Consider the following 22,248-nt stretch of genomic DNA (forward strand, 5'->3'; position numbering starts at 1 on the left):
AACAGGTATCGACTCCTCGTTCACTTGCTCATTGTGCCTGGGAAAAGCCGCGCCGATAGGGGCGCGGGGCTGTGTCGACATGCGGCTCCGCCGCGTGGGCGCGACCAGCCACAACGGTCCCGCGGTCCCCCACGCACCCCGACCACCCTCACACGACGGCTGTCACAGTCCCCGCCCCGACAGTCCGTCCACCCTCACGGATGGCGAACCCGAGCCCCGCCTCCAGAGGCACCTCACGCCCCAGCTCGACGGTCATCGTGACCGTGTCGCCGGGCCGCGCGACCGCGACCTCGCCGAGATCGACGTCCCCGACCACATCCGCCGTACGGATGTAGAACTGCGGCCGATACCCCGTCGCCACCGGCGTCGTACGCCCGCCCTCCCGGGTGGACAGCACATACACCTGCGCGGAGAACCGCCGGCTCGGCACGACGCTGCCGGGCGCGGCGACGATGTGCCCGCGTCGGACCGCGTCCCGTGGCACCCCGCGCAGCAGCAGCGCCACGCTGTCCCCGGCCTGCGCCTCCTCCATGGGCTTGCCGAAGGTCTCCACGCCGGTGACGACCGTGTCCACGTCCGCGCCCAGCACCTCGACCCGGTCACCCACCCGGACGGTGCCGCGCTCGACCGCGCCCGTGACCACCGTCCCCCGGCCGGTGATCGTGAGCACGTTCTCCACGGGCAACAGGAACGGCGCGTCCACGTACCGCTCGGGCATGGGCACATACGTGTCCACCGCGTCGAGCAGCGCGTCGATCGACGACGTCCAACGAGGGTCCCCCTCAAGGGCCTTGAGACCGGACACCCGTACGACGGGTACCGCGTCGCCGCCGTAGCCGTGCGAGGTGAGCAGTTCGCGGACCTCCAGTTCCACGAGGTCCGTCAGCTCGTCGTCACCCGCGTCGGCCTTGTTGAGGGCGACGACGATGTGGTTGACGCCCACCTGCCGGGCCAGCAGGACGTGTTCGGCGGTCTGCGGCATGATTCCGTCGAGCGCGGAGACGACGAGGATCGCCCCGTCGAGCTGCGCGGCCCCGGTGACCATGTTCTTGACGTAGTCGGCGTGACCAGGCATGTCCACGTGCGCGTAGTGCCGGGTGTCGGTCTCGTACTCCACGTGCGCGATGTTGATGGTGATGCCCCGCGCGGCCTCCTCCGGGGCGCGGTCGATCCGGTCGAACGGAACGAACGTGCCGGAGCCGCGCTCGGCGAGCACCTTGGTGATGGCGGCGGTCAGGGTGGTCTTGCCGTGGTCGACGTGACCCATCGTGCCGATGTTGAGATGCGGTTTCGTGCGGACGTATGCCGTCTTGGACATGGCGGTACCTCGAAGCCTCTTCAGCGGTACTGAGTGATGGCCCCGGCGCGGAGAACGCGGCCGGGACGGGGACCCCGAGGAAGTTCGCCGACCCTCCCCCTGCGGGGTCCGCCGGACGATCCGGGAAGGGTCAGCTTCGGGCGCCGTCGACGGCTGCCACGATGATCAGGACGGCAGCCTTCGGGGCATCCGCGACTGCGGATGCTGCGAGGAGGAAGGCGTACCGGAACATGAGGCCGATTTTCGCCGACGCGTCACGGTACGTCGAATGGTTTTCCGCGAACGACAGCCAAAGGGGACAGGCGCGTCCATCACCGTGGCGCATGTCACGGCGTGCAGTTTCCGCAGGGTGTGGGCGCACGTGTCACCCGGCGCGCCGGTAGTCCCCCCTGTTGTTCCACCGTTGAGACGAACCATACGGCGATCACACATACACGTCGGTTAGTGTCGGCGAATGCTCGATGCCACCACCCGCTCTGGGGGCACCGCCACGGCCACTCCCCGGGCCATCGCCACGGAGCTCGCCCCGCTCTCCCCCACCGTCGTCGTCGCCCCGGCCGGCGGCCTCGCCGCGCGCTGCACGAGAGCACTGCTCTCACCGTGGTCACGGCTGTCGCTCCTGGTACTGCTGCTCGGTGCTGCCGCGTCGTGCGTCCTGCTCTTCGAACCGCAGCGGCTGCTCGCCGACGGCTGGCCGCCCCAGGTCGGCGGTGCCGCCGCGGCGATGGTCTTCGGGGCCGCGTACGGCCTGTGCACCGTGGCGTTCGTGCCACGCCCGCTGCTGAACCTCGCGGCGGGCGCGCTGTTCGGTTCCCAGCTGGGCCTGGTTGCCGCGCTCGCGGGCACGGTCCTGGGCGCCGGGGCCGCCTTCGGCCTGGGCCGCGTCCTGGGCCAGGACGCGCTGCGCCCGTTGCTGCGCGCCCGCTGGCTCCAGGCGGCGGACGGCCAGCTCAGCCGGCACGGCTTCCGCTCGATGATGGCGGCGAGGCTGTTCCCGGGGGTGCCCTTCTGGGCCGCCAACTACTGCGCGGCCGTCTCCCGCATGGGCTGGCTGCCGTTCCTCGTCGCGACGGCCCTCGGGTCCGTCCCGAACACCGCCGCGTACGTCGTCGCCGGGGCCCAGGCCTCGTCGCCGACCTCCCCCGCCTTCCTGATCGCGATGGCCTTCATCGCCGTACCGGCCGTGGTGGGCGCCGTGGTGGCCTGGCGCAAACGACACCATCTACGCGGGCACTGACCCCTCTCAAGGGGTGCCCCGGTACACGTCCAGCCGCCCGCACATCCCGAACTTCCCGTGCGCCGAAGGCTGTTCGGCCCGTACGACGGCCTCCGCGAGGTGGGACGTGTCGCCCCGTTCCAGCCGGTCGAGCTGGCCGCCCGTCGCCTTGGCCGCCGCCTCGGCGCCGCGTCGCCAGCGCTCGCGCCAGTCGGCGAGCCGGGGCCGTACGAGAGCAGCCGCGGCCTTGTGGAAGACGGCAAGGGCCTCCGGCCCCTCCGCGTCCCGCAGCGCCCGGTACCCCTCAAGCGCGAGGTCGCGCCGGGCCCGGGCGACCCGCTCCTGCTCGGCCACGGGCGCGTCGGCCGGGACCACGGTCGCGGCGGCGTACGTCTCCGGGTCGGTCAGGTACCGCGGCGGCAGCGTGAGCACGGCGTCCCCCGCCTCCGGCAGCCCGCCGTTCTGCATGAGGACGGTGATGCGCAGTTCGTCCTCGTTGACCAGCCGGTGGATGGTGCCCGGCGTGAACCAGGCGACGGTACCTGGCGCGAGCGGCGTCACCTCGTACCCGGAGGTAGTGAGCGTCTGCACAGCGCCCCGCCCTCCCGTGACGACGTAAGCCTCCGAACAGGTCAGATGCATATGGGGAGTTCCGCCGCACACCCCGTCGACGGCCGGCCAGTCGTAGACGGAGAGATGCGACACGGCGACACCACCGGGCAGCCCCACGAAGGCCGTCCCGCCAGGTCCCGCACTCACCACGGGTGCTCCTCCAGGTACTTGGCGACACCCTCGCGCTCCCACACCCCGTCGGCGACGACGACCCGGTAGCGGCGGGTGAGCGTGTCGCCGGGTGCGAGCTCCAGTTCGTCGTAGAAGGCCCAGGAGGGGGCCACGGCGGCGAACGGCTCGTTGCGCACGAACCAGTGGGCCGGATGGGCGCCCCCGCTCCCCAGGTGGTCGTTCTCGGGCGCGTGTACGAACAACAGGGTGCCGTGTCCGTCGGCGCCGTCGAACTCGCCGGAGTACGCCAGCCACGGCGCCTGCTCGCCCATCAGTCCCGTCCCCTCGGAGTCGGGGCCGAGGACGCGCCCGTCCCGGAAGGCGCGCGGGCCGCGCCAGAACAGGCCGGTGTAGCCCGCCCCCTCGCGCCCGGCTGTGGTGGGGCTCCCGAAGAGCAGCGGCTCGTCGCGCCGGTTGGTGATCGCGCTCGTCCAGGTCAGCGCCCAGGAACCCGCCGCCGGATCGACGTCGTGCACCTCGACCCGCCGCGACTCCTCCGCCCACAGCTCCCCGCTGTACGGGTGCCAGGTGAGCCGCTCCGCGATGACGGCCCGGCCAGCGTCCGAGGCGACCTCGTCGAAGCCGACGTGGGCCATCGAGCCGACGCGCTCGGGGAGGGCGAGATATCCCTCTCCGTGCACGTAGGAGTTGCCGCCCCACAGGTTCGCCCCGGACAGGTGCGAGGCCGTCAGCTGAAGGCCCTTGTGCCAGCGGTGGTCGTTGGGCCGGTAGTCGGTGACGACGTTGCCGGCGAGCGTCCGGACCGGGTGCAGATACGGCTTCGGCGCCTCCCAGGCGGCCTCCGCCCCGTACACGTAACTGAACAGCTCGACCCCGGTGACGGGTTCGGTCACGGTGATGCGGTCGCCGTGCGCGTGGACGATGCTCAGGTCGGTGGACGTGGTCACGCGGACGCCTCCTCGGTAGCGGACTCGGGACCATCCTCCGTCGCGGGCGCCCAGCCGGGCGCACCGCCGTGCAGCGCGGCGTAATAGGGATCGCCGGGGCCGATGTCGCCGGCCCTGACGGTCGTGTCCGTGAAGGCGGACTTGTACAGCGCGGTGATCAGTTCCAGGCTGGTCCGCCCGTCGGCCCCGCTGCTGCGTGGACGCTCCCCGGCGCGCATGCTCGCGACCAGCTCACGCAACTGCGCGAGGTGCGAACTCGGTACATCCGCCCCGAAGTCACGCCAGGCGGCCACCTCCGCCTCCGGCACGCCCGGCGCCGGGGTGATCGTCCAGTTGGCGTTGCTGTGCCCGTACAGATGGGTGAGTTCGACGGTGGCGCGCTCGCAGTCGATACGGATGCGGCTGACCTCGTCGGGGCTGAGCACACTGTTGACGACGGTCGCCAGCGCGCCGTTCGCGAACCGGACGAGCGCGGTGGAGACGTCCTCGGTCTCGACGTCGTGCACGAGCCGTCCGGCCATGCCCCGCACCTCGCTCCACGGCCCGAGCAGATCCAGCAGCAGGTCCATCTGGTGGATACCGTGCCCCATCGCGGGCCCGCCGCCCTCCGTCTCCCAGCGCCCGCGCCAGGGCACGGCGTAGTAGGCGGTGTCGCGGTACCAGGTGGTCTGGCAGTGCACCACGAGCGGCCGACCGAGCGCCCCCTCGGCGAGCAGCCGCCGTACGTGGGTGGCGGCGGAGCCGAAGCGGTGCTGGAAGACGATCGAGGCGTACGGGCCGCCCCCCAGCCCCTCCTCCGCCTCGATGGCGTCGAAGTCGGCGAGCGTCGGCACCGGCGGCTTCTCGCACCACACCCAGGCACCGGCGCGCAGCGCGGCCACGGTCTGCTCACGGTGCAGGGTGGGCGGCGTACAGATGGTCACCAGGTCGGGCCGCTGTTCCCGGAGCATCTGCTCCAGGTTCGTGTACCCGTGCGGAATCCCGCTCTCCGCGCAGAACGCCTTCACCGCGTCGGCATCGATGTCGACGGCCGCGACGACCTCGGTCTCGCCCTCCTCGGCCAGCAGGGCGAGCGCCGGCAGATGCGACCCGCGCCCGATGGCGCCCGCCCCGATGACGGCGGCACGAATACGACGGCCGGTGAGCGGCGGGAGCGGGGCGAGCGAGGTGAGGTCGGCGGGAGCGCCTCCGGCCGGGGGCTGCCCCGGGGGGACGAGGTAGGTGGGACTGGTTGCGGGTGTGGTCATGTGTGTGATCAGCACTCCATCGGACGCGATGACTGACGTGGGCCAACGCGTGATGGCTCCGGACACCCCGGGGGCAGCAAGCGCTTTCTCTTCGCTGCAAAGTATGTTCCGTCCGAGCGGTCGGTCAACACCACGTCGGAGGTGTCCACGGGGTGGATGGCGCTGGCGAGCAATGCGGAGAACACCGCCCTTTACCACCCCTTGACCCCGGCCCCTGTGCTCGGCCTGTCACCGCGGGCCGCTAGGCTGCCCCCAACACACCTGATCTCTGCCGTCCTTCGCTCCGCGCGCGACGGCCCGGTGTGTCCGCCGGCCCTTCCACGATCAGCGCTTGGACCACGTAACTTCATGTCTTGGTTTGAATCCCTCATCCTCGGACTCGTCCAGGGGCTGACCGAGTTCCTCCCCGTGTCCTCCAGTGCGCACCTGCGCCTGACGGCCGCGTTCTCCGGCTGGGAGGACCCGGGTGCCGCCTTCACCGCGATCACCCAGCTGGGTACGGAAGCGGCGGTGCTGATCTACTTCCGCAAGGACGTCGGGCGGATCCTTTCGGCATGGTTCCGCTCGCTCACCAACAAGGCGATGCGCAGCGACCACGACGCGCAGATGGGCTGGTTGGTCATCGTCGGCTCGATTCCGATCGGTGTCCTCGGGGTCACGCTCAAGGACCAGATCGAGGGACCGTTCCGGGATCTGCGGATCACCGCGACGATGCTGATCGTGATGGGCATCGTCATCGGCGTCGCCGACCGCCTCGCGGCACGCGACGAGACCGGCGGAAAGCACCGGGCGGCCAAGGAGCGCAAGGGCCTCAAGGACCTGAACGTGAAGGACGGTCTGATCTACGGCCTGTGCCAGGCGATGGCACTGGTCCCCGGCGTCTCCCGCTCCGGCGCGACCATCAGTGGCGGCCTGTTCATGGGCTACACCCGCGAGGCGGCGGCCCGTTACTCCTTCCTGCTGGCCATGCCGGCCGTGCTCGCCTCGGGCGTGTTCGAGCTCAAGGACGCGTCGGAGGGCGGCCATGTCTCCTGGGGCCCGACGGCCTTCGCGACGGTGATCGCCTTCGCGGTCGGCTACGCGGTGATCGCATGGTTCATGAAGTTCATCTCGCACAAGAGCTTCATGCCGTTCGTCTACTACCGCATCGCGCTCGGCATCGTCATCATCGCGCTGGTCACGACAGGTGCGCTGAGCCCGCACGCGGCGGAGTCCGGGTCCTGATCCCGGGCCACACATGTAGCACCATCTGGCATTTCCTAGCGCCTGACTGCATCACCACGCCATGATCATCTCCCACTCGTCTCCCACCCGGGAGGCGGGACGCACTCCCCCTAGGGCGTGTGCGTCCGCAAAGCCGGGATGACACGGAAGGGCCCGCACGGCTTGCCGTGCGGGCCCTTCCGCACAGAGGGCAGAGCGGGTCAGCTGAGGTTCATGTCCGGCCCAGGCCGCGACCCTCGCCACGAGGAAACGCAGCCGCTCATCCACCGTGTCCCAGGTAGCACCGGTGAGGTCGTCCAGCGCGGCGGCGGCCGTGAGGATGAGCCGGTCGAGGCGCGCTTCCATGTCCTCCCACGTGTGCGTCATCTCGACTGTCTCACCGTGCGGACCCGTCAGCGAACCGCCTGGGGGAACACCTCGGGCGCGTACCCATCCGATAGAGGCCGTCATGACGGATCTCCCGGACCATGAGCACGAACAGTACGCATGCGGCGAACTGCACGGTGGCGTAGAAGACGAATCGAGGGAGAGTGGTACTGCTGTTCCCACTCTCGCGACTGGCGGCTGGCGAATCGCCCAGAGGATGATCGAACAAGCGAACTGCGGCCCGGGCCCGGAGCGTCACAGGCAAGGCATAGTCCGAACCGGAGACAGTCATGATTGGCGAACCGGACTTGAACGCACGCATCATCGATGAGTTCCGTGCCAACAAAGAAAAGGTCGGTGGTGGTTTCAGCAGGGCGCCCCTGCTCCTGCTGCACACCGTCGGCGCGCGCTCGGGCCGCTCGCGCGTGAATCCGATGACGTGCCTGGCCGCCAGGGGTCGCTTCCTCGTCTTCGCCTCCAAGGCCAGCTGCGACCGCAACCCGGACTGGTACCACAACCTGCTAGCGCATACCAAGGTACGCATCGAGGTGGGCGACACGATCCTCGCCGTGCGCGCCGTCGAACTACAGGGCGCGGAGCGGGACACAGCGTTCGCCGCTGTCCCGGCTTCGCCGACTGTCGGAGCAAGACCGAGCGGGTCATCCCTGTGATCGCGCTCATTCCCCTCGGCGACGGCGCCGAGTCCGCCGATCGCGCAGAACGGACACCGTCATGACCATGGCCTACCTCGCCCAGCCCGAGCAGCAGCAGAGGCTCGAATGGCTCGACGGCGGCGAGTTCGCCGTACTCCTGGACAGCGCGGCCACCGGCGGACAGCTGACCGTCGGACGGTTCTCCGTCAGCAAGGGTGAGGCGCCGCCCTACCACACGCACACCCGTGAGGACGAGATCTTCATGCTGATCAAGGGAAGTGCGCTGCTGTGGTGCGACGACCAGGAGATGGAACTGTCGGAAGGCGGCATCATCTACCTCCCCCGGAACGTCCCCCACGGCTACCGGATCACTTCCGACACCGCCGACCTGCTGATGATCTGCACCCCCGGCGGCATCGAAGGCATGTTCAGGCACGCCGGACGCGACCTGGCCACCCCGCGCCCCGAAGGCTTCGAGATCTCACGGGACCTCATGGCCGAAGCCGCCGACATGTACGGCCAGATCATCGTCGGGCCGCCGCGCTGACCGTCGGCAGGTCCGCAGCGATCACCGCTCCGCCGTACGGCACTCACCGGAACCACGAAAGGCACTGCCATGTCCCGGCAACAGCGCCAGACCCTCGACGACCTGCTGCGGCACGGCCCGCTCGACCTCGGAGGCGATGTCGCCGAACAGCGCGCCGTCTTCCACAACATGATGACGTCCATACCGTTACCGTCCGATGTATCGACCACGGCAGGCGAGTTGGGTGGCGTACCCGTCGTCACCGTGGAGACGCCGACGAACGACCCGGCGACCGTGCTTGTGTACCTGCACGGTGGCGCTTATGCCATCGGCTCGGCGGCCGACGCCGCGGGCCTGGCCGGGGACGTCGCCCGGCGCACCGGTGCACGCGCCGTGTGTGTGGACTACCGGCTGGCCCCCGAGAACCCCTTCCCGGCAGCCGTCGACGACGCCCTGGCCGTCTACCGCGCTCTGCTCGACGACGGTGTTCCCAGCTCCGCCATCGCCTTCATCGGCGAGTCGGCGGGCGGCGGTCTCGCCGTCGCGACGCTGGTCGCCGCCAAGGACGCGGACCTGCCCCAGCCCTCGTCGGCCGTGGTCTTCTCCCCGTGGGCCGATCTGAGCGTGTCCGGCGACAGCGCGGTCGGCAAAGCCGCCGTCGACCCCGCGCTGACCTCGGAAGGCCTGCGCACGCGCGCCCGTGACTATCTGCGGGACACGGATCCCGCCACGCCGCATGCCAGCCCCGTCTTCGCCGATCTGACCGGCCTGGCTCCCCTGCTCATCCAGGTCGGCTCGCACGAGATCCTGCTCGACGACGCCGTACGGCTGGCAGCACGCGCCGCCGCACACGACGTCCACGTCGAACTGCAGGTCTGGCCCCAAGTACCCCACGTCTTCCAGGCGTTCGCCACGATGCTCGACGAGGCCGACACCGCGCTGCGGGCTGCCGCCGCGTTCACCCGCGCGCACTGGGCCGCCACCGCCCGATGCGTCCGGCACGGTGTTGGCGGCGAGTAAAAAGTCCGTTGTGCGGCAGTGGAATCACCATGCGGTCCACGGCATCTGGACGACGATGACCTGCATGGCAACGATGAACCACTTCGGCATCGCTCTGCGGGGCTGGCGCGAGCGCATGTCACCGCAGGACAGCGGGCTGGAGACGGACGGGGACCGGCGCATCCCCGGACTGCGCCGCGAGGAACTGGCCCGACTGGCCGGGCTGTCGGTCGACTACGTGGTTCGGTTGGAACAGGGCCGCGCTCGGCACCCCTCGACCCAGGTCGTCACCGCCCTGGCCAGAGCTCTGCGCCTCGACCGGTCCGAGCGTGACCATCTGTTTCGCTGCGCCCGTCTCGCACCGCCCGCCACCGGCAACGTGTCCCGGCAGATGCCAGCGAGGGTGCACCGACTGGTGAGCCGGCTGCAAGACGACCCCGCCGCGGTCTACGCCGCCGACTGGACCCTCATCGGCTGGAACGCGATGTGGTCCGCCGCGGTCGGCGATCCCCGTACGTACGGCTGGGACGAGTGCAATCTCGTCGCCGGGATGTTCCGGTCGAGCGGCGGACGAGCGCGGGAACCGATCGCGGCATGGCCCGTGCTGTGCTGGGCCGGCGACGACGTGGAGGAGGAGGACCTCGTCGCGGACCTGCGTGTGACAGCGGCCGCCTATCCCCACGACGGACGACTCGTCTCATTCGTCGACCACATGCGGCGAAACAATCCCCGCTTCGCCCGGCTGTGGTCCAACGGCACCGCCCGTACCCATGTCGGTGACCGCAAGACCATCGAACATCCGCTGGTGGGCAACGTCGCTCTCGATCTCGACGTCCTGATCCCCGTCGGCACCGACCTCAGGATCGTCACGTACACGGCCGAGGCCGAGACCACGGACGCGGAGAAGATGAACGCTCTGCGTGCCGTCTGCCATCCGCCGGGCAGGAGCCCGTCCCGCCCCACGTCGGAGATCTCCAGCTTCGGCTGATGACGCCGATCCCAGGCTCAGGACGATGCGCCGGAACCTCGGCCAACCGGGCCGGCAGCCCGGTCCGTTCATCCTCGGGCAAGCTCATCGAGCCGTACCTGCCGATGGGTGGGTGACAGCCGGGCGGGGGTCAGGCGGGCGAGGTGTCGGGGCGGGTGTCGTACGCGGCGCGGGCGGTGTCGATGTGCGTCAGGTGCGTGATGCTCCACTCCAACAGGGGAGCGGTGGCTTCGCGGAGGGTCCTGCCCATCGGAGTCAGTTCGTAACTGACGTGCGGCGGCATGACGTTGCGGACGGTCCGTGTGAGGATCCCGTCGCGTTCCAGGCCGCGCAGGGTGACGGTGAGCATGCGCTGGCTGATCCCGTCGACGGCCCGCTTGAGTTCGGTGAAGCGGCGCGGCCCCTGGCTGAGGTTACGCACAATCAGCAGCGACCACTTGTCGCCGACGATGCCGAGCACTTCACGGGCCTGGCACGGGTCCTCCGGCCGCGCCGGCTGCGATTCGCCGCCCACTGTGCCGCTCATGGTTACCTCCAGAGAACCGGGGCACTGAAATGTGCCTTATTGATCGGGGTGCGGCAGGTGCAGCACGATGACTTCGGTTCCTGAAGAGTACCGAGGCGCAAACAGGAACCGTAATGCTCCTGCGCCTCCATGCCCCGAAGAGGACAAATTCCCTTTATGTCAACTTTTCTGCTGGTACACGGTGCTTGGCACAGCGGCCGGTGCTGGGAGCGGGTGGTCCCGCTGCTGGAATCGGCCGGGCACCGCGCGTTCGCGCCCTCACTGACCGGCTACGGCGACAAGGCACACCTGCTCGGTCCCGAGGTGGGGCTCGACACGCACGTCGCGGACGTCGTCAAGCTGATCCATGAGGAGAACCTGACCGAAGTGGTGCTCGTGGGTCACAGCTACGCGGGGCTGGTCGTCTCGTCCGCGGCCAACGAGGTACCGGAACGGATCGCGCACCTGGTGTACCTCGACGCGATGGTCCCGGAGCACGGCGAGACCGCCGTCGACGTGCAGCCCATGACCCAGAACCTGATCGACCTGGCCGCCAAGTCCGACAGCGGCTGGCGCATCCCGCCGCTGCCCGAGATGCCTCCGCCCTTCGGCCTGTTCGGAGTCACCGACCCGGCGGACGTCGCTTGGCTGCGTGCAACGCTCTCGGACCAGCCAGTTCGCTGCCTGCAGCAACCGGTCCGACTGGACAACCCTGCCGTGGACTCCATTCCGCGCACGCACATCCACTGTGTGGGCGCAGAGCCGGAAGGCATCGTGCGCCGACCCGTCCCCGCGACACAGCCCAACGGCTCCCCGGCACGGATACGGGAACTGTCGACCGGCCACGACTGCATGATCACCACGCCGGCGGACCTTAGTGAACTGCTGCTTGAAACCACCCTTCGGTAGCGTCCGGACCGTTACTGCGGCAGCGAGCCGGAGAAGTCCCGCCACCATCGGACAGCGGACCCGGCCCACGAAGCCGCCCACTTCGCGAAAGAAGCGCCATGGGCAGGCTGGTGGTTTGAACGCGCCGCAGTCCGCGGCGAACCCACGGTCGACGCCCCGGCTACTTCGAGAGCATCGTCGGCCCCTTCTATGACTGGGCCCTCATATCCCCCCTCCCTCGTCCGCGACACGCGCACCGGCCCTGGTCGAGAACTTCCTGGCCGGCCTGACGAACCATCGGTCCGAGCCCCCGGACGAGTCCACCGGCTCCCGATCGGCGCCTCCGGACGGATGGTGGAGCTCGAAGGGCTGACTGTGCGCGACTGCAGATGTCGCCTCACGGCGGCTGCGGCGGGACTCATTCTTGGCTGGGCAGTGTCCCCCTGCAGGCCCGAGTTCAGCACCCGTGGTAGAGGGCTGCGATGGCCGTCTCGCGGATCGCGGTTTCGGCGTTGTCCCAGGACCACCCGGCGTCGGTGACGAGGGTGCGCCAGCCGTGCGGGCCGAACCAGAGCCAGAGCAGGTCGGCGGTCTCCGCCGCCGCGTAGCGCGGGCGCGGTGTGAGGGTGTGCAGGTGGTGTGCCGTGTCGCTCATCGCCGCACGGGAGCTGCGGGTGGCCCGCTCCCACAGTGCCGCGCCGTCCTCGTGCACGGGCAGCGCCAGCCGGATCGCCTCATGCACCGTGAACTGGGATTCGCTGCCGAAGCGGGTGCCCGCCGCCAGCGCCGTGAGGACGTCGCGCGGTGTACGCAGTTGCCGCAACTGCTCCATCGCCTCGTCACAGCGACCCGCGATCACGCCCGCGTCGATGATGTGGTCCATGATCTCGCGCTTGCTGCCGACGCTCGCGAACACGGTCTTCGGCGAGACGCCCGCTGCGGCGGCGATGTCAGCGACCGTCACCAGTGCGTAGCCGCGCTGCCCGAACAACTCCGTCGCGGCCCGCAGGATCACCTCCCGCGTCTGCGCCGCCGCCTTCTCCCGCAGTGGGGAGGCGTAGGCGCGCTTGGTCGGCATGGCCGTCACTATACCTGCGGGACTTCTTGAGTATACTATCGGCCTATTCAATAGGCTCTTGCTGGAGCTAATTCGACGAGACATCTCGTCCACCGACCCACGACCGCGGAGTTCCCATGGGCAGCACCACCATCGACAGCGCGCACTCCCTCTTCAGAGTGATAGAGACCGGTGACCCGGCGCTCGCCGCGGACGTTGTCCACGCCGACTTCCACAACCGGGAGGCAGTCAGCTCTCCCGCCGCCTGCGCGATCCCCGGACCGGCCGGGGTGCTCGCCTCCAGTGCCTGGATGCGTTCGGCGTTCACCGACTTGTGCTTCCCCGTTCTCGACACGGGCGTCGACGACGAGCGCGGGCAGGTGTTCGTCCAGGTGCGCATGCAGGGGCGGCACACCGGGCCGTTCGTGCTCTTCCGCGACGGGACGCTGGAGAGGGTCATGCCGCCGACCGGCCGCGAGTTGGACTACGAGCAGATCCACGTACTGACCGTGCGTGACGGGAAGGTGATCAGGCACGAGGCCGTCCGCGACGACATGACCATGCTCGGCCAGCTCGGCACCTTCCCGCCGACCCTTCCCCTGATCGCGCGGCTCGCCGGCTGGAAGCTCACCGGCCGCGACCGACGCGCGGCGGCAGCCGTCTCCACGCGTGCGGCAGAGGCCGCGCAGGGCGCACAAGGCACGGGCGCCGCGCAGTGAACCACTTCGGCATGACGCTGCGCGCCTGGCGCGAGCGCATGTCGCCGCAGGACAGCGGGCTGGAGGCCGGCGCGGAGCGGCGCATCCCTGGACTGCGCCGCGAGGAACTGGCCCGTCTGGCAGGTATATCGGTCGACTACCTGGTGCTGCTGGAACAGGGCCGCGCTCGCAATCCCTCGGCCCAAGTGGTCACCGCCCTGGCCAGAGCCCTGCGCCTTGACCCGTCCGAGCGTGACCATCTGTATCGCTGCGCCAACCTCGCACCGCCCTCCGCCGGGAACGTCTCCAGGCACATCCCCATGAGCGTGCAGCGACTGGTACACCGGTTGGGAGCGGTTCCCGCCGGGGTCTTCGCCGCTGACTGGACCATCATCGGCTGGAACAGGATGTGGACGGCTGCGGTCGGCGATCCCCGCACGTACGGCTGGGAGGCGCACAATCTCGTCGCCGGGATGTTCCAGACAAGGGCCGGCCGAGACCGGGACCCAAGTGCGGCATGGCCCGTTCGGACATGGAGAGGCAGCGATGCCGAGGAAGAGGACCTCGTCGCCGACCTGCGTGTGACAGCGGCCGCCCATCCCTATGACGCACGCCTCACCTCCCTCGTCGAAGGCCTGCTTCGACGGGAACCGGCGTTCGCCCGACTGTGGATCCACGGCACGGCCGGCCCCTGGGCCGGCGACCGCAGGACCATCGAACATCCAACGATGGGTGACATCACCATCGACGTCGACGTTCTGACGCCTGCCGGCACCAACCTCAGGATCCTCACGTGTACGGCTGCGGCCGAGACCACCGACGTAGAGAAGATGTACGCTCTGCACGCAGCCTGTCATTTAGCAGAAAACGGGCTGGTCCATCCCGATTCAGAGGTCTCCGGCCGCGCCCGAGGATTGCGCCCCGGGCTGCCGCCTGCCGCACCTGTCGGTCGAGTTCGGAGCGAACCCGCAGACACTGCGCACGTGGGTGCGCCGTTCCGAGCAGGAGGACGCGACGGTCGGTCTCCTGAGGGCCAACGAGTCGGCATGGCTGCGCAACATGCGGATCCCGGCGGCCTGTAACCAGGCGACCTCTCGGGCGGTGACGCGGGCCGCGCGCGGTGCCGCGAGTGTGGTGGTGTCGATGTTGGTCGGCACGCGCCAGGCCCCGGGGTGGAGGGGACCGCTCCGAAGCCCTCACGCTGGTCGCCTTCCACCGGCCCCACCAAGGCATCGCAGGCGCCCGACCACTGCACGCCTTGCTCCCACCGATCACCGATTCGGAGCAGCTCACCCACCTCGACATACGCCGACGTGACCACCTAGGCGGCACCCTCCAGGAGTACCGACATCCGGCCTGAACTGCACGGACGGAGTTCTCGGCAAGGGCAGGGCTCATCCGCAGCATGCCGGCCGCCGGGTATCCCGGGACTGGAGCCGCGCCCTGGAGCTGCTCCTCGTCGACCCCGACCGCGGCATGAACCTGCGCAACGACGTCTGCCACGGCTTGGTCGACACCCTGCCCAAGCACCGCGTCGCACTCATCCTCCAGGCCTCGTTGTACCTGCTCAACCACGCCCACGGGCATCTATCCCCTGCCCCGCCCACCCCTTGAAGGTTCAGGAAGCGAACCCAGCAGGAGAAGCTGGCGGACCGCCCTCGCCTGGCGGCCGAACGCCTCTGAACTGCTGATCGGACGCCTCGGCCTGACCAACGCACAGGGCAGACCCCTGTGCACACGAGTCCGGCCCCCGCACATCACCTGGACCGCCGAACGCGCCGGCCAGGAGAGGTCGCACGCCGTTCCGGCCGACATCAGCGCCGCCAGGACGCTCAGCGGCGGCAGCTGCATAATCGCAGGTCAGCGTGGATGGCCCGCGCGGCGGTCACGTAGGCCCCTGTGCCTTGGCGACAGGCACTGTCACTGTACGGGCGCGGGTTACGGGTGGGACGGGAGCCAGTGCTGTTGGACGGCTCGTACGCCGGCCTCGAAGCGGCTGCGGGCGCCGAGGCGGTCCATGAGTTCGGAGGCTATGCGGCGGGCAGTGCGATGGGAGACTCCGAGGCGCTTGGCGATGGCCTCGTCGGTGTGGCCCTCGGCGAGCAGGCGCAGGGCGGTGGACTGCTGGCCGGTGAGGCCGTGCGCGTCAGTGGGGACGAGCCGGCCGAGCGGCTGAGCGGATTCCCAGATGGTCTCGAAGAGCGCGCACAGTGCGGTGAGCGTGCCCTGTCCGGTCAGGAGCACCGCGCCGGCGGCGGTGTCGTCGCTGCTGACGGAGATCATGGCGATCTGCCGGTCCATGAGGATCATCCGGGTGGGAAGCGACGGCACCGTGCGGACCTGACCGCCCAGCCCGGCCAGCCAGTTGGCGTGCTCGACAGTGGGCCGGTTGGCGCGCACGCTGTCCAGGTAGATCGTGCGCATCCGCACCCCACGGCCGAGCAGATCCTCGTTGAGCGGCCGGGACGCGGCCATGTTCTCCGCGGTCTGCGGCCCGCCCGGCGCGAACGTCAGGAACTCCTCGCGCACCTCACGGGTGAGCACGGCCAGCCGGTCGCGGATCTGATCGAGCCCCACCAGCTGCTCCACGCCGGGGTGACTCGCGGCCGGCCTCAGCTCGGCGTACTCCGAGATGAGCTGGGCCGCGGCCGCCCGCGATGCCTCCAGTCGCTGCTGCTGCGCCGTCAGCTGGGCCTGCTGCCGGGCCATCAGGATCTCCATGCCGATGTCCGGCGAGACCGCCCGTAGCCGCCCCGCGTCCCCGGCGGCGGGACGCGCCAGCGCCAGCTCGCTCAGGGTGTCGAGGGCGTCGCGCACCTGCTCCTCAGACAGCCCCACGGCGTCGCCGAGGTCCGCGACACCGGCGGCCGGATATCTGAGCATGGCGCGGTACACCGTCTCCGCGACAGCGTCGAGCCCGAGTGCGGTCAGCACGTGCGTCCCCCCGTTTTCTGCACACAACGCCCCCTCTTCAGCGCCGATCTTCGCAGAACAGAGACGTTTCGTCACAGGGGCGGGCCGGAACGGGCCAGGGACACAACCGGCCACCCGCCAGACGGACTTGGCGGCCTCATCCGTTGAGACGCTGGAGTGCATGTATCTCGTCCACGCGCACCTGGAACTCCCTCCCGGCAACCGTCTGCCGCCGGACCTCCGTGAGTTGGTGCGCGCGTCCCTCGTTCCCGGTGACCGCGTCGAGCACGTCGCCGTGCATCCCCGCTCCTCCTCCCGACTCACCCTGGGCCTCTACCTGCTGGCCGACGGTCTGGGAGAGGCCGAGGAACGGGCCGTCCGCTTCTGTGGCCGACTGCTGTGCGACGTGCCGCAGTTGGCGGGAGCGCGACTGACGGGGGCCGGGGTGCCGTTGATACCTCTGGCGTTCGAGGCGCAGCCGGTGGACTGAAGCGGCCCGTGTGGACGTATCGGTCCAAGGCCCTTTCCGTCCACCGAGGAACCCTTCTCATGGGCCCGGGCGGCGACGAACCTGGTGATCACCGGCCGGTCAGCGCGTCACCGCGGGACGCGACGGCGGGCCGGACCTCACCCCTCGTCCCGGAAGGAACGGACAGCCATGCCTCGCACCCGTATCGCCAAGGCCGTCGCGGTCGTCTCCCTCGTGGTCACCGCGGCCCTCGCCACCCCGGCCGTCACCTCGGCATACGGGACGGACGCCGCCGAGCTCTCCTCCGTCGTCACCGCGGACGCCGGCTGGCAGGCCGCCCCCACCGACGCCGGCTGGCAGTAAGCCGTCCGCGCCGCCACTGACTGCCCGACACCAACCGCCCCCGGGGGGAACCAGAAGTGAAGACCATCCGCACCCACGGCCGCAGAGCAGCCGGTCTGCTGACCACCGCCGCCCTGAGCACCGCCCTCCTCACGGTGACCGCTCCCACCGCCGACGCGGCCACCACCTGCTCGGGCGGCGTCAACATCTACGGCGTACTCGGCGACGGCAGGCTCACCTTCAGCCAGATCAACCCGGCCACCGGCGATCTCGCCAAGGTGCTCGTCGGACCGGACCTCGGCTTCGAGCCGCAGGCCATGGCGACCCTCAACTTCAACACCGTCCTGATGACCTCGACCAGCGGCGCCCTCTACCGCGTCGACATCAGGACCAACAACACCAGCCTCACCCTGCTGAACCCGCCGGTGAGGATCGCCGACAGCGGCTGGACCCACGACAAGCTGACCTACGACGGTCACGGCCACCTCTACGGCACCACCACCTCCGGCCTGCTGCTGCGCTACAACGTCACCGAGGACAAGCCGGCCGGCTCCCAGCACATCGGCGTACGCACCGAGATCGGCACCGGGTTCGTCCTGAAGACCCTCACCGCCACCGGCGACGACCGGCTCGGCGCCACCACCGAGGACGGGCGCCTGCTCGACTACACCGTCGCGGGTGCCGGTTCCTGGAAGAGCAACTCTCTGAAGTCCTCCGGCTGGTCGGGCTTCAACCAGCTCGTCTCCCCGGGCGCTGGGCTGTACTACGGACGGCTCTCCACCGGGGCCATGTACTGGTACAAGGACGCCAACCCGACCGACGGCTCCGGCGCGGACATCTCGTACCACCTCGACGACCCGGTCAACACCAGCGGCTGGACGCAGAAGCTGCTGTCTGTGCAGCCCAGCACCTACACCTGCACGACCTCCGTGGACACCGTCGACCGCGGCAACATCACCGAGGTCAAGGCGGCCGGGCGGCAGCTGATGAACCAGAAGGACGCGGCCTGGGCCAACGCCTCCCAGTGGGCCTGCCTGGAGAACCTCTGGGACCACGAGAGCGGCTGGCGCTGGAACGCCACGAACCAGTCCTCCGGCGCGTACGGCGTCCCGCAGTCGCTGCCCGCCTCCAAGATGGACTCCGCGGGCGACGACTGGCACGAGAACCCGCTGACCCAAATCAGATGGGGTCTGAGCTACATCGACGGCCGCTACGGCTCTCCGTGCAACGCGTGGAACTTCTGGCAGGCGAACAACTGGTACTAGGGCCAGTGCCGTGACTCTGTTGGCGATCTTGCCGGGGGTGCTGACAGGTCGTCTGTTCGGCGGTTTGCTGGGATGGGGCGGGGTGGTTCCGGGGAGAGGGCCGGAGATGTCCTTACCGGCCAGGAGCTACCAACGGACCCCGACGCGAACGGTGTTGACGGCGTGGCCGGCGTGCCCTCAGGGCACGCCGGCGATGCTGATTCGGGTACCGGCTGGATGTGGTGTTCAAGGACGAGGAGTTCGCGGACCTGTTCCCCGAGGACGGCCGACCGGGCTTGTCGCCGGGGCGGTTGGCGCTGGTGTCGGTGCCGCAGTTCGCGGAGAACCTGTCCGACCGTGCGGCCGTGAACGCGGTCCGCACCAGGATCGACTGGAAATACGCGTTGGGCCCGGAGCTGGACGATCCCGGCTTCGACCATTCGGTACTGTGCGAATTCCGGGCCCGGCTGGCCGAAGCCGACGCAGCGGACCGGCTGCTGCAGGTGATGCTGCACCGGCTGACCGAGGCCGGACTGCTCACATCCGGCGGACGGCAGCGCACCGACACGACCCCCGTGCTCGCGGCGGTACGCACGCTCAGCCGGCTGGAGCTGGTCGGCGAGAGCCTGCGGGCCGCTCTGGAACAGCTCGCCCAGGCGGACCCGGACTGGCTAGTGCCGCTGGTCGAGCCGGAGTGGGACAAGCGCTACGGGCGCAAGGCGGAGATCGGCAAGGTCCCTGGCGGGAAGGCCGCGGTCACCGCCCTGGCCGAGGCCACCGGCCGGGACGGGCACAAGGTCCTGGCCGCCGCCCGGGCGGCCGCCGCCCCGCCCAGGCTCCGGACACTGACGCAGGTGGAGATCCTGCGCCGGGTGGTCTGGGTGCACCACTATTACGGGGACGCCCGCGGGCGTCCGCGCCGGCGCGACGGCCACACGCTGCCACCCGCGTCGCTACGGTTCGACTCCCCGTACGACACCGATGCACACTACTGCGTCAAACACGACACCGCATGGTCCGGCTATCGCACCCAATTTCACCGAAACGTGCACCTCAGAGCTACCGGAGGTGGTCGTACACGTGGCCACTACGATCGCCCCGGCCCAGGACGCCAAGCTCACCGCCCCAATCCACGACGACCTCGCGGCGATCGACCTCACTCCCGCCGAGCACGCGGTCGACGCCGCCTGCATCAGCCCCGCGCAGATCGAACGCGCCCAGCGGGTGCACGGCATCACCCTGCTCTGCCCGGTCGCACCCGACCACAGCCAGCAGGCCAAAAGCGGAGCCGGGTTCGACAAGGCCGCCTTGTCGACCGACTGGGAGCGCCGCCGGGCCACTTGCCCCCAGGGCAACCTCAGCCGCGAGTAGCGGCCCCTGCGCATCAGCGGACACGACTACATCCAGATCAAGTTCGACAAGGCCACCTGTCTGGCCTGCCCCGCGCGCCCGCAGTCCACCGACGCGGCCAGTGGTCCACGCTCACCCGCGCTGCTGCCCACCCCCGAACTGCATGAAATCCAGCAGCGCAACCGTCTCGACCAGCGCACCGAGGACTGGCAGCGCCAGTACGCGATACGCGCCGGCATCGAATCCACCCGCTCCCAGAACGTCCGCGCCCACGGCCTGCGCCGAACCCGCTACCGCGGCCTGCCGAAAACGCACATCGGGCACGTCCAGACCGCACTGGCCCGCAACGTCACCCGCATCGCCGACTGGATCGCCGAACCGACCCGTCCCCGGCGGGCACCCAGCCACTTCCACGCCCTCTGCACCGCCCCCAACTGACCCCGGCAAGATCACCACCAGAGTCACGGCATTGGCTTTAGGACCGTAGTTACGGGCTTACGGATACGGCACAAGGGCGGCGACCCTCGGAGGAGGGAGTGCCCCCCTTCGTCGTGCGGGCGGGCGTGCGTGCCGAGGGGGGACATCGTCTGCCGGTACGGCGCCCCTGCCCTTGGGCCGGGCATGCGCGCATACCGAAAGGGCCCCGCCGGTGTCGGCGGGGCCCTCGGCGGCGGCGGGGCAGGGCCGGGGCGTCAGGCGATCTTGTTGTAGCGCAGGGCCACGTACGCCGAGGCCGGGTGGCTGTCGATGGTGCCGCTGTAGGCGTTCGCGGACCGGTAGTTCATGTCCGAGTCCGGGCTGCCCTCGGAGTAGTAGTAGAAGGTGCCGGCGTCCTGGTCCTTCCAGCCCGCGAAGAGGACCGCGTGCCCCTCGCTGCTGGAGTTCAGCGCGTCGCCGGGCCGGAGGTCGGCCTTGGAGATCTGCGCGGCGGCGTTGTCGAGGGTCTGCGTCGTCAGCGAGGAGGTGAAGTGCCAGGCCATGGAGACGAAGCCGGAGCAGTCGGTGCGGTAGGTGTCGTCGCCCTCGATGTCGGTGGCGTAAGCGCTCTGGCTGTACTGGATGTTGCGGTTGTACCAGTCCTTGGCCCGGGTCATGACCTCGCTGCGGTAGATCGTGCCGCCCTGCGCGGAGTGAGGCGGGGCCGGGGGCACGTAGGCGCAGTTGTCCGCGTACGCCGACAGCAGGCTCTGCGTCCAGCCGGAGGCGTCCACCGGGTCGCTCGGGTGGTACGCGATGTCGGAGCCGTCCGCGTCGGTGGGGTCGGAGTCGTGGTACCAGTACATGCCGCCGTTGGTGCGGCCGTAGTAGAGGCCCCCGCCGGGGGAGGACAGCGAGTCGACCGCCGACCAGCCGCTCGACTTCAGCACCGCGCGGTCCCAGTCGTTCACGCCGTTGATCTTGTAGCTGAGCAGGCGTCCGTCCGAGGTGGAGGCGATGATGCGGTCGTCGCCCGCCGCGGCCAGCGTCTTGAGGACGAAGCCCGTGTCGATCACGACATGCTGGCCTATGTGGGCCGACCCGGAAGGCTTGTCCTGCGACACCAGGTACTGGTGAAGCTGCCCGTCGACCGTGCCGTAGAGGTGGCCGGCGCCGTCGTAGACCATCTTGTCGAAGGTCCAGCCGCCGTCCCAGATCTTGGTGACTCCGGCGAGCGCGAGGGCGGTGTTGTTGGTCTGGATGTCGACGCGGTAGAGGTCACCGGCCGTCGAAGTGACCAGCACCGTGTTGAAGTTGAGCGTCGCTATCGCCTTCGGCGTGAAACCGAGGTTCGGGCCGATGAGCGTCTTCACGCGGTCTCCGGTGTTCGGCTCGATCTGCGAGTACGTCAGCCGGCCGTCCGCCAGTGTGCCGTAGATCGACACGTTCCCGCTGCACGAGGCAACGGCCTGCGCGGCCTCGCCGGCGACGGTGACCAGCCCCAGGGACATCGCCCCGACGGCCAGTGTGGCGGACGTACGGCGAATGACGTTGCTCAGCTTCATGGTCTCTCCTGCGGCACGGAAGTCGAGTGGGCGAACGCACGTCCCTGGCCCGGACAGCTGTCCTGCAGGTACAGCTGTGAGAGTTGTTCGCGGGTGTGGCGCCCGGTGTCAGGAACTACTTTCGCCGCAGGTCATGGGTGCCGGAAGAGAGATCCGATGGCCGCAAACGTCCCTGGCCGGTTGCGTCCTGACGGGGCGTTCGCCCATGACAGCGTCCAGGCTGGCCGGGCTATGGGCCACCCAGTCCCGCGGACGAAGCATGCCGGTCGACACCCGGGGCCTTTTACTGTCTGCCGTTTCCGTGCCGGGCACTCAGATCCTGCGGCCTTCATTCACATCCCGGAGAGGCTCAGGGGAATCGGCCACGGCGTTTGTCGACGGTTTCGAGTAACAGTTGGCGATCAGACAGCTCGAGCCACCTGGTTTCAGCCTGCGAACGTTCCTGACCGCGGATCTTGCGAGAAGTATTGACGTCATTCATGGGATGCCTAGCATTCTCTCGATCGACACTTCGACCGCCGTTCTATATATCGAACATTCGGAGTTCCGCCACACCGGCATCCGGGCAGCCC

At 69.6% G+C, this 22,248-nt stretch carries 23 protein-coding genes and 1 pseudogene; 14 read left to right on the top strand and 10 right to left on the bottom strand.

All coding sequences use genetic code 11. From position 1 onward, the window contains the following. Positions 1-148: 148 nt before the first annotated feature. Positions 149-1,318 (bottom strand): elongation factor Tu, encoded by a 1,170-nt coding sequence (gene tuf, locus G3I56_RS32855; protein WP_164415409.1) that lies wholly within the window; start codon positions 1,316-1,318, stop codon positions 149-151. A gap of 454 nt (positions 1,319-1,772) precedes the next feature. Between tuf and G3I56_RS32860 the strand changes: the two genes are divergently transcribed. Beyond that, positions 1,773-2,555, top strand: coding sequence for a TVP38/TMEM64 family protein (locus tag G3I56_RS32860; RefSeq protein ID WP_164415411.1), 783 nt, complete (start codon positions 1,773-1,775; stop codon positions 2,553-2,555). 6 nt (positions 2,556-2,561) lie between these two features. Here G3I56_RS32860 and G3I56_RS32865 read toward each other — a convergent pair whose 3' ends face one another. Genes G3I56_RS32865 through G3I56_RS32875 form a run of 3 tightly spaced genes read right to left on the bottom strand, consistent with a single transcriptional unit; the run spans position 2,562 to position 5,472 of the window. Then, the gene (locus tag G3I56_RS32865; protein ID WP_164415413.1) at positions 2,562-3,293 is read right to left on the bottom strand and encodes a cupin; all 732 of its coding nucleotides are present in this window, start codon (positions 3,291-3,293) and stop codon (positions 2,562-2,564) included. After that, positions 3,290-4,225: a PmoA family protein gene (locus tag G3I56_RS32870; protein ID WP_164415415.1), complete on the bottom strand. Its 936-nt coding sequence runs from the start codon at positions 4,223-4,225 to the stop codon at positions 3,290-3,292. Before G3I56_RS32870 ends, G3I56_RS32865 begins: the two co-directional genes overlap by 4 nt. Beyond that, positions 4,222-5,472 carry a Gfo/Idh/MocA family oxidoreductase gene (locus tag G3I56_RS32875; RefSeq protein WP_203691182.1) on the bottom strand — a complete coding sequence of 417 codons (1,251 nt, stop codon included), beginning with the start codon at positions 5,470-5,472 and terminating at the stop codon, positions 4,222-4,224. Before G3I56_RS32875 ends, G3I56_RS32870 begins: the two co-directional genes overlap by 4 nt. Before the next feature lie 348 nt (positions 5,473-5,820). Here G3I56_RS32875 and G3I56_RS32880 point away from each other — a divergent pair, with 348 nt between their 5' ends. Continuing rightward, positions 5,821-6,696: an undecaprenyl-diphosphate phosphatase gene (locus G3I56_RS32880; protein ID WP_164415418.1), complete on the top strand. Its 876-nt coding sequence runs from the start codon at positions 5,821-5,823 to the stop codon at positions 6,694-6,696. 51 nt (positions 6,697-6,747) lie between these two features. On the opposite strand, the gene G3I56_RS32885 is transcribed toward G3I56_RS32880, so the two are convergent. Further along, positions 6,748-7,062: a hypothetical protein gene (locus G3I56_RS32885; RefSeq protein WP_164415420.1), complete on the bottom strand. Its 315-nt coding sequence runs from the start codon at positions 7,060-7,062 to the stop codon at positions 6,748-6,750. A gap of 290 nt (positions 7,063-7,352) precedes the next feature. Between G3I56_RS32885 and G3I56_RS32890 the strand changes: the two genes are divergently transcribed. The 4 genes from G3I56_RS32890 (at position 7,353) to G3I56_RS32905 (ending at position 10,228) form a co-directional block, all read left to right on the top strand. Continuing rightward, complete coding sequence (locus tag G3I56_RS32890; RefSeq protein WP_203691184.1) at positions 7,353-7,733, top strand: nitroreductase/quinone reductase family protein; 381 nt, start codon at positions 7,353-7,355, stop codon at positions 7,731-7,733. A 61-nt stretch (positions 7,734-7,794) separates the two neighbouring features. After that, positions 7,795-8,262 (top strand): cupin domain-containing protein, encoded by a 468-nt coding sequence (locus G3I56_RS32895; RefSeq protein ID WP_164415422.1) that lies wholly within the window; start codon positions 7,795-7,797, stop codon positions 8,260-8,262. Between the two features lie 69 nt (positions 8,263-8,331). Beyond that, positions 8,332-9,261, top strand: coding sequence for an alpha/beta hydrolase (locus G3I56_RS32900; RefSeq protein ID WP_164415424.1), 930 nt, complete (start codon positions 8,332-8,334; stop codon positions 9,259-9,261). A gap of 64 nt (positions 9,262-9,325) precedes the next feature. Continuing rightward, entirely contained in the window at positions 9,326-10,228 is a 903-nt protein-coding gene (locus G3I56_RS32905) for a helix-turn-helix transcriptional regulator (protein WP_164415426.1), read from the top strand. Between the two features lie 130 nt (positions 10,229-10,358). On the opposite strand, the gene G3I56_RS32910 is transcribed toward G3I56_RS32905, so the two are convergent. Continuing rightward, positions 10,359-10,754 (bottom strand): helix-turn-helix domain-containing protein, encoded by a 396-nt coding sequence (locus G3I56_RS32910; RefSeq protein WP_164415428.1) that lies wholly within the window; start codon positions 10,752-10,754, stop codon positions 10,359-10,361. A gap of 156 nt (positions 10,755-10,910) precedes the next feature. Between G3I56_RS32910 and G3I56_RS32915 the strand changes: the two genes are divergently transcribed. Then, the gene (locus G3I56_RS32915) at positions 10,911-11,642 is read left to right on the top strand and encodes an alpha/beta fold hydrolase (protein ID WP_164415429.1); all 732 of its coding nucleotides are present in this window, start codon (positions 10,911-10,913) and stop codon (positions 11,640-11,642) included. A gap of 436 nt (positions 11,643-12,078) precedes the next feature. On the opposite strand, the gene G3I56_RS32920 is transcribed toward G3I56_RS32915, so the two are convergent. After that, a complete protein-coding gene (locus G3I56_RS32920; RefSeq protein ID WP_164415431.1) occupies positions 12,079-12,699 on the bottom strand; it encodes a TetR/AcrR family transcriptional regulator in 621 nt (206 codons plus the stop codon). A 116-nt stretch (positions 12,700-12,815) separates the two neighbouring features. On the opposite strand from G3I56_RS32920, the gene G3I56_RS32925 reads away from it, so the two are divergent. The 3 genes and pseudogenes from G3I56_RS32925 to G3I56_RS44260 form a co-directional block, all read left to right on the top strand. After that, positions 12,816-13,397, top strand: a complete 582-nt coding sequence (locus G3I56_RS32925; protein WP_164415433.1) for an ester cyclase — start codon at positions 12,816-12,818, stop codon at positions 13,395-13,397. An 11-nt stretch (positions 13,398-13,408) separates the two neighbouring features. Beyond that, positions 13,409-14,458 carry a helix-turn-helix transcriptional regulator gene (locus G3I56_RS32930; RefSeq protein WP_164415435.1) on the top strand — a complete coding sequence of 350 codons (1,050 nt, stop codon included), beginning with the start codon at positions 13,409-13,411 and terminating at the stop codon, positions 14,456-14,458. Between the two features lie 602 nt (positions 14,459-15,060). Next, positions 15,061-15,156, top strand: a pseudogene (locus G3I56_RS44260) (DUF5990 family protein); the annotation flags it as partial. A gap of 158 nt (positions 15,157-15,314) precedes the next feature. Here G3I56_RS44260 and G3I56_RS32940 read toward each other — a convergent pair. After that, a complete protein-coding gene (locus G3I56_RS32940; RefSeq protein ID WP_164415439.1) occupies positions 15,315-16,310 on the bottom strand; it encodes a helix-turn-helix transcriptional regulator in 996 nt (331 codons plus the stop codon). Between the two features lie 160 nt (positions 16,311-16,470). On the opposite strand from G3I56_RS32940, the gene G3I56_RS32945 reads away from it, so the two are divergent. The 4 genes from G3I56_RS32945 to G3I56_RS44265 all read left to right on the top strand — a co-directional run bounded on the left by G3I56_RS32945 (position 16,471) and on the right by G3I56_RS44265 (position 19,715). Beyond that, on the top strand, positions 16,471-16,779 hold the full coding sequence (locus G3I56_RS32945; protein ID WP_164415441.1) for a hypothetical protein: 309 nt from the start codon (positions 16,471-16,473) through the stop codon (positions 16,777-16,779). A gap of 168 nt (positions 16,780-16,947) precedes the next feature. Continuing rightward, positions 16,948-17,121 carry a hypothetical protein gene (locus G3I56_RS43375; protein WP_203691186.1) on the top strand — a complete coding sequence of 58 codons (174 nt, stop codon included), beginning with the start codon at positions 16,948-16,950 and terminating at the stop codon, positions 17,119-17,121. A gap of 56 nt (positions 17,122-17,177) precedes the next feature. Further along, complete coding sequence (locus G3I56_RS32950; RefSeq protein ID WP_164415443.1) at positions 17,178-18,365, top strand: tachylectin-related carbohydrate-binding protein; 1,188 nt, start codon at positions 17,178-17,180, stop codon at positions 18,363-18,365. A 1,059-nt stretch (positions 18,366-19,424) separates the two neighbouring features. Further along, on the top strand, positions 19,425-19,715 hold the full coding sequence (locus tag G3I56_RS44265; RefSeq protein ID WP_239135243.1) for a hypothetical protein: 291 nt from the start codon (positions 19,425-19,427) through the stop codon (positions 19,713-19,715). A gap of 111 nt (positions 19,716-19,826) precedes the next feature. Here G3I56_RS44265 and G3I56_RS43380 read toward each other — a convergent pair whose 3' ends face one another. Beyond that, a complete protein-coding gene (locus G3I56_RS43380; RefSeq protein ID WP_203691188.1) occupies positions 19,827-20,018 on the bottom strand; it encodes a hypothetical protein in 192 nt (63 codons plus the stop codon). A gap of 368 nt (positions 20,019-20,386) precedes the next feature. Beyond that, complete coding sequence (locus G3I56_RS32965; protein ID WP_164415447.1) at positions 20,387-21,676, bottom strand: tachylectin-related carbohydrate-binding protein; 1,290 nt, start codon at positions 21,674-21,676, stop codon at positions 20,387-20,389. Positions 21,677-22,248 lie beyond the last annotated feature (572 nt).

This window comes from Streptomyces sp. SID12488, assembly GCF_010548275.1.
Lineage (GTDB): Bacteria > Actinomycetota > Actinomycetes > Streptomycetales > Streptomycetaceae > Streptomyces.